This is a genomic window from Stenotrophomonas maltophilia group sp. Smal12 (genome assembly GCF_037079935.1).
GTDB lineage: Bacteria > Pseudomonadota > Gammaproteobacteria > Xanthomonadales > Xanthomonadaceae > Stenotrophomonas > Stenotrophomonas sepilia.
In genome coordinates this window covers 30986-36043 of the sequence record NZ_JBAWUK010000047.1, presented here as the reverse complement: position 1 = coordinate 36043, position 5058 = coordinate 30986, and the positions used below count along the sequence as shown (strand labels likewise).

At 66.7% G+C, this 5058-nt stretch carries 5 protein-coding genes; 3 read left to right on the top strand and 2 right to left on the bottom strand.

The annotated features are described in order from the left end of the window. Positions 1-66: 66 nt before the first annotated feature. A complete protein-coding gene (locus WDC87_RS17565; protein ID WP_080376963.1) occupies positions 67-789 on the top strand; it encodes a pseudouridine synthase in 723 nt (240 codons plus the stop codon). Between the two features lie 84 nt (positions 790-873). Then, a complete protein-coding gene (locus WDC87_RS17560; protein WP_005415439.1) occupies positions 874-1209 on the top strand; it encodes a hypothetical protein in 336 nt (111 codons plus the stop codon). A 127-nt stretch (positions 1210-1336) separates the two neighbouring features. On the opposite strand, the gene kbl is transcribed toward WDC87_RS17560, so the two are convergent. Then, positions 1337-2545, bottom strand: coding sequence for a glycine C-acetyltransferase (gene kbl / locus WDC87_RS17555; protein WP_005415440.1), 1209 nt, complete (start codon positions 2543-2545; stop codon positions 1337-1339). 205 nt (positions 2546-2750) lie between these two features. Between kbl and WDC87_RS17550 the strand changes: the two genes are divergently transcribed. Further along, positions 2751-3446, top strand: a complete 696-nt coding sequence (locus WDC87_RS17550; RefSeq protein WP_072169153.1) for a TorF family putative porin — start codon at positions 2751-2753, stop codon at positions 3444-3446. 194 nt (positions 3447-3640) lie between these two features. Here the strand turns inward: WDC87_RS17550 and tdh are convergent, their stop codons facing one another. Next, complete coding sequence (gene tdh / locus WDC87_RS17545) at positions 3641-4663, bottom strand: L-threonine 3-dehydrogenase (RefSeq protein WP_005415442.1); 1023 nt, start codon at positions 4661-4663, stop codon at positions 3641-3643. Positions 4664-5058 lie beyond the last annotated feature (395 nt).

Here is a 5058-nt window from a genome sequence, read left to right as displayed (position 1 = left end):
CCTGCCGCCCCCGCCGCCCGCTCCCGCGCACCGCGTGGGCGTGCGACTCCGAATGTCACCAGTGGCGTGCGCCATGGCCTGGCGCGCATACTGTCCAAGGCCGGCGTGTGCTCGCGCAGCGAGGCCGCGCGCTGGATCGCCGAGGGCCGCGTGCGCGTGTCCGGCCGCATCGTTCGTGATCCCGAGTTCCCGATTGCCAGTCCGCCCCCGCCGATCGAGGTCGACGGCCAGCCGATGGGGGCGCCGCAGCGCCTGTACCTGATGCTCAACAAGCCGCGCGGGGTGGTCACCACGGCGCAGGACGAGCGTGGTCGCGACACCGTGTATCGCTGCTTCGATGGTGCCGGCCTGCCGTGGATCGCGCCGGTCGGGCGCCTGGACAAGGCCAGCGAAGGCTTGCTGTTGTTCAGCAATGATCCGCAGTGGGCGGCGCACCTGACCGATCCGGAGACCGGCCCGCAGAAGACCTATCACGTGCAGGTGGATCGTCTGCCCGATGAGGACACCCTGGCCGCGCTGCGCGCCGGTGTCGAAGACGCGGGCGAGCTCCTCGCCGCCTGTGCCGTGCGCGTACTGCGCAGTGGCGACAAGACCGCATGGCTGGAGGTGGTCCTCGACGAGGGCCGCAACCGCCATATCCGCCGCCTGTTGGCGGCCTTCGACCTGCAGGTGCTGCGCCTGGTCCGGGTCGCGATCGGTGGGCTGCTGCTCGGCGATCTCGGCAAGGGCCAGTGGCGGGTTCTGCAGGTCAGCGACCAGCAGCGGCTGGGGGCCGCTGCACCGGGCTGATCATCGCCCGTGGCCGGCAGTTGCCGGCCGCCGTTCCAGGCGTAGGGGGCGCCTGGCTGTCGACTTTCCCGAACGGAGCCTGCCATGTACCACCCGACCCTCAATCAAACCCTGCGCTGTGCAGGCCTGCTGCTGCCGATGGTGCTGCTGGCCGCCTGCGGCGGCCACAAGAAGGTGGCCAAGGCGGAAACGCCTGCCGAGACCCCGGTGGTGGAAGTGAAAACCCCGGAGCTGGATGGTCGCGGCAGTTACCGCTTCCTGATGAGCAACGGCGACAAGAAGATGACCGCCGATGAGTTCGATGCCTGGATGAAGGCCAACGGCATCCGCGTTGCCAAGGGCAATGGCCAGGACGCTGCCGCCAAGCCGGTAGTGGTTGCCAGCAAGGAAGAGCCGAAGGGCAAGAAGAAAAAGAAGTGACGCCCGTGGGTGCCGACCCTGGTCGGCACGTCATCAGGCTCCGGTAGGTGCCGACCTTGGTCGGCACGCTTTGACCGTGCGGGGTCAGAGCCCTTTCCTGCGGAAAGCGATCCGACCCCGGCCATGATCAGCCCTTGACCACGCCCAGTTCGACACCAATGCGGGTGAACGCATCAATCGCCCGGTCCAGGTGCTCGCGGCTGTGCGCGGCGCTGATCTGGGTACGGATGCGGGCCTGGCCCTTGGGTACCACCGGGAAGAAGAAGCCGATGGCGTAGATGCCTTCTTCCAGCAGGCGCTCGGCGAACTTCTGCGCCAACGGTGCGTCATACAGCATCACCGGGCTGATCGGATGCACGCCCGGCTTCACGTCGAAACCGGCGGCGGTCATCTTTTCGCGGAAGTAGGCGGTGTTCTCGGCCAGGGTGCTGCGCAGGTCGTCAGCGGCCGCCAGCATTTCGAACGCCTTGATGCCGGCGGCCACCACGTGCGGCGGCAGCGAGTTGGAGAACAGGTACGGGCGCGAGCGCTGGCGCAGCAGTTCGATCACCTCGGCGCTGGCGCAGGTGAAGCCGCCCAGTGCGCCACCCATGGCCTTGCCCAGAGTGCCGGTGATGATGTCGATCTTCTCCAGCACCCCCTTCACTTCGGCCGAGCCGCGGCCGGTGGCGCCAAGGAAGCCGGTGGCGTGGCATTCGTCGATGTGCACCAGGGCGTTGTACTTCTTTGCCAGCGCGGTGATCTCGTCCAGCGGCGCGATGAAGCCATCCATCGAGAACACGCCGTCGGTGGTGATCAGCTTGGTCTTGCAGCCGGCGGCATCGGCGGCCTGCAGCTGGGCTTCCAGATCGGCCATGTCACAGTTGGCGTAGCGGAAGCGCTTGGCCTTGCACAGACGCACGCCGTCGATGATCGAAGCATGGTTCAGTGCATCGGAAATGATCGCGTCGTTCTCGCCAAGCAGCGGCTCGAACAGGCCGCCGTTGGCGTCGAAGCAGGCCGCGTACAGGATGGTGTCCTGCTTGCCGAAGAAGTCGGCGATCTGCTTTTCCAGCTGCTTGTGCAGGTCCTGCGTGCCGCAGATGAAGCGCACCGAGGCCATGCCGAAGCCGTGGGTATCGAGTGCGTCCTTGGCGGCCTGGATCAGGTCCGGATGGTCGGCCAGTCCCAGGTAGTTGTTGGCACAGAAATTCAGCACCTTGCGGCCGTCGTCGAGGGTGATCTCGGCCGACTGCGGGCTGGTGATGATCCGCTCGGACTTGAACAGGCCCTGGGCGCGGATGGCGTCCAGTTCCTCGGCGTAGTGGCGGGTCAGGGCGGAGGAGGCGTCGGTCATGGCGTGGGCACGGCTCTGAACGGGAAACCGCTGATTCTAACGGGCATCGCCGCTTGCCGACCGGCCCGGGCGGGGCATCGCCACGGCCGGCGCATGTTGCATCGCAATAGCAAAGTGGTTAAAAATTCGTGAACCGGAGCTGTCCCGTTCCGGCCGATACGCCCGCCCTCGGCCTTCCACGCCACCGCCCCCACCGGAGACGCTCATGAAGCACGCCCGTGCCTGCCTCGCCATTGCCGCTGCCTTGACCCTGGCTGCCCCGTTCGCCGCCAGTGCCCAGGAAAACGAATCGCCGTACAGCTGGAACGTCACCGCCGTGTCGGACTACCTGTTCCGTGGTGTCTCGCAGACCGACGAAAAGCCGACCCTGCAGGCCGGTTTCACCTACACCTCGCCGGTCGGCCTGTATGCCGGTGTCTGGGGTTCGGGCGTCGACTTCGGTCCGGGCGACCCGAGCACCGAGGTGGACTACCAGATCGGCTACGGCGTTGACGTCACGCCCCGCGTCAATTTCGACGCGCTGCTGAACCGCTACACCTACCTCGGTGCCAGCGAGCTGAACTACAACGAGCTGATCACCACCACCACGCTGGATGAAACCTACAAGCTGACGGTGGCCTACACCAACGATGTCTGGAACAGCAGCACCGATGGCTGGTACTTCGGCCTGGGCGGCAGCTGGGGCCTGCCGAAGGACTTCACCCTGAATGCCAATGTCGGCCGCAGCAGCTTCGAGAAGGGCCTGGCCAAGGACTACACCGACTGGAACGTCGGCGTCAGCCGCCAGTTCGGCCTGTTCAACGTCGGCCTGGGCTACTACGGTACCGACGGCAATGGCCGTGACAACTCGGGCAAGCTGGCACACAGCCGCGTGCTGCTGACCGTGGCCGTCGGCAAGTAACCCTTGCTTCGGTAGGTGCCAGGCTTGCCTGGCATGCTTTACGAAAAAGGCGCCCATCGGGCGCCTTTTTCAATTCCGCAGTGTTCTTGATCCCATCCGGGGGAGAGCCCCCTTGTTGTTCAAGGGGGCGCGCCAATGGCGCGGGGATAAGGAAACATGCGCGGACTGATTCAACGTGCCGAGGGCACGGTGAATCAGTTCCAGCTGAGCACGACCTTGCCGGCCTTGCCTTCTTCCATCAGGTCGAAGCCCTTCTGGAAGTCGTCGATAGGCAGCTGGTGGGTCATCACCTTGCCGAGCGGGAAGCCGGACAGCACCAGCTGGGTCATCTTGTACCAGGTCTCATACATCTTGCGGCCGTAGATGCCTTGCACGGTCAGGCCCTTGAAGATGATCTTGTCCCAGTCGCAGCCGGCACCCTTGGGCATGATGCCCAGCATGGCGATCTTGCCACCGTGGTACATGCAGTCGAGCATGTCGTTGAACGCACGCGGGTTGCCGCTCATTTCCAGGCCCACATCGAAGCCCTCCATGTGCAGTTCCTTCATCACGTCCTTCAGCGACTGGTTGGCGACGTTGACCACGCGGGTGGCACCCATGTCGGCGGCCAGCTTCAGGCGGAAGTCGTTGACGTCGGTCACCACCACGTTGCGCGCACCGATGTGCTTGCAGATGCCGGCGGCGATGATGCCGATCGGGCCCGCGCCGGTGATCAGCACGTCCTCACCGATCACGTCGAATTCCAGTGCGCAGTGCGCAGCGTTGCCGTACGGGTCGAAGAACGCGGCCAGCTCCGACGGGATCTGGTCCGGGATCGGCCACAGGTTGCTGGCCGGCATCACCATGTATTCGGCAAAGGCACCATTGACGTTGACGCCGATGCCGACGGTGTTCGGGCACAGGTGCGGGCGGCCGCCACGGCAGTTGCGGCAGTGGCCGCAGACGATGTGGCCTTCGGCCGAGACGCGCTGGCCGATCTCGTAGCCGGTCACGCCCGGGCCGATTTCGGCAATGCGACCGACGAATTCATGGCCGATGGTCAGGCCCGGCTTGATCGTGCGCTGGCTCCACTCGTCCCACAGGTAGATGTGCAGGTCGGTACCGCAGATCGCGGTCTTCTCGAGCTTGATCAACACCTGGTTGGGGCCCGGAGTCGGCACCGGAACCTCTTCCATCCAGATGCCCTTGGCTGCTTCGCGCTTGACCAGGGCCTTCATCGTTTGCTGCGCCATCGGGGTGGAACTCATCAGGGGGAAAGCGCGGATTATAGGGTGCCGCGCGGATTTCCCATGTTGCGCTGCGGGTGCTTTGGCGGAACGAAAGGCGTGCGCCGGCGGGCGTTTCGAACGTACTGCAAACAGCAGCGCCTCCCTGATTCCGGGGGGAGGGGGGGGGGGGGGGGGGGGGGGGGGCGCCCCCACCCCCCCCCCCCCCCCCCCCCCCCCCCCCCCCCCCCCACAACAAACCCCCCCCCCCCCCCCCCCCCCACCCCCCCCCGGCCGCCCGGGGCTCTCGTATCTCGGCCGGGGCGGGGGGGGGGGGGGGGGGGGGGGGGGGGGGGGGGGGGGGGGGGGGGGGGGGGGGGGGGGGGGGGGGGGGGGGGGGGGGGGGG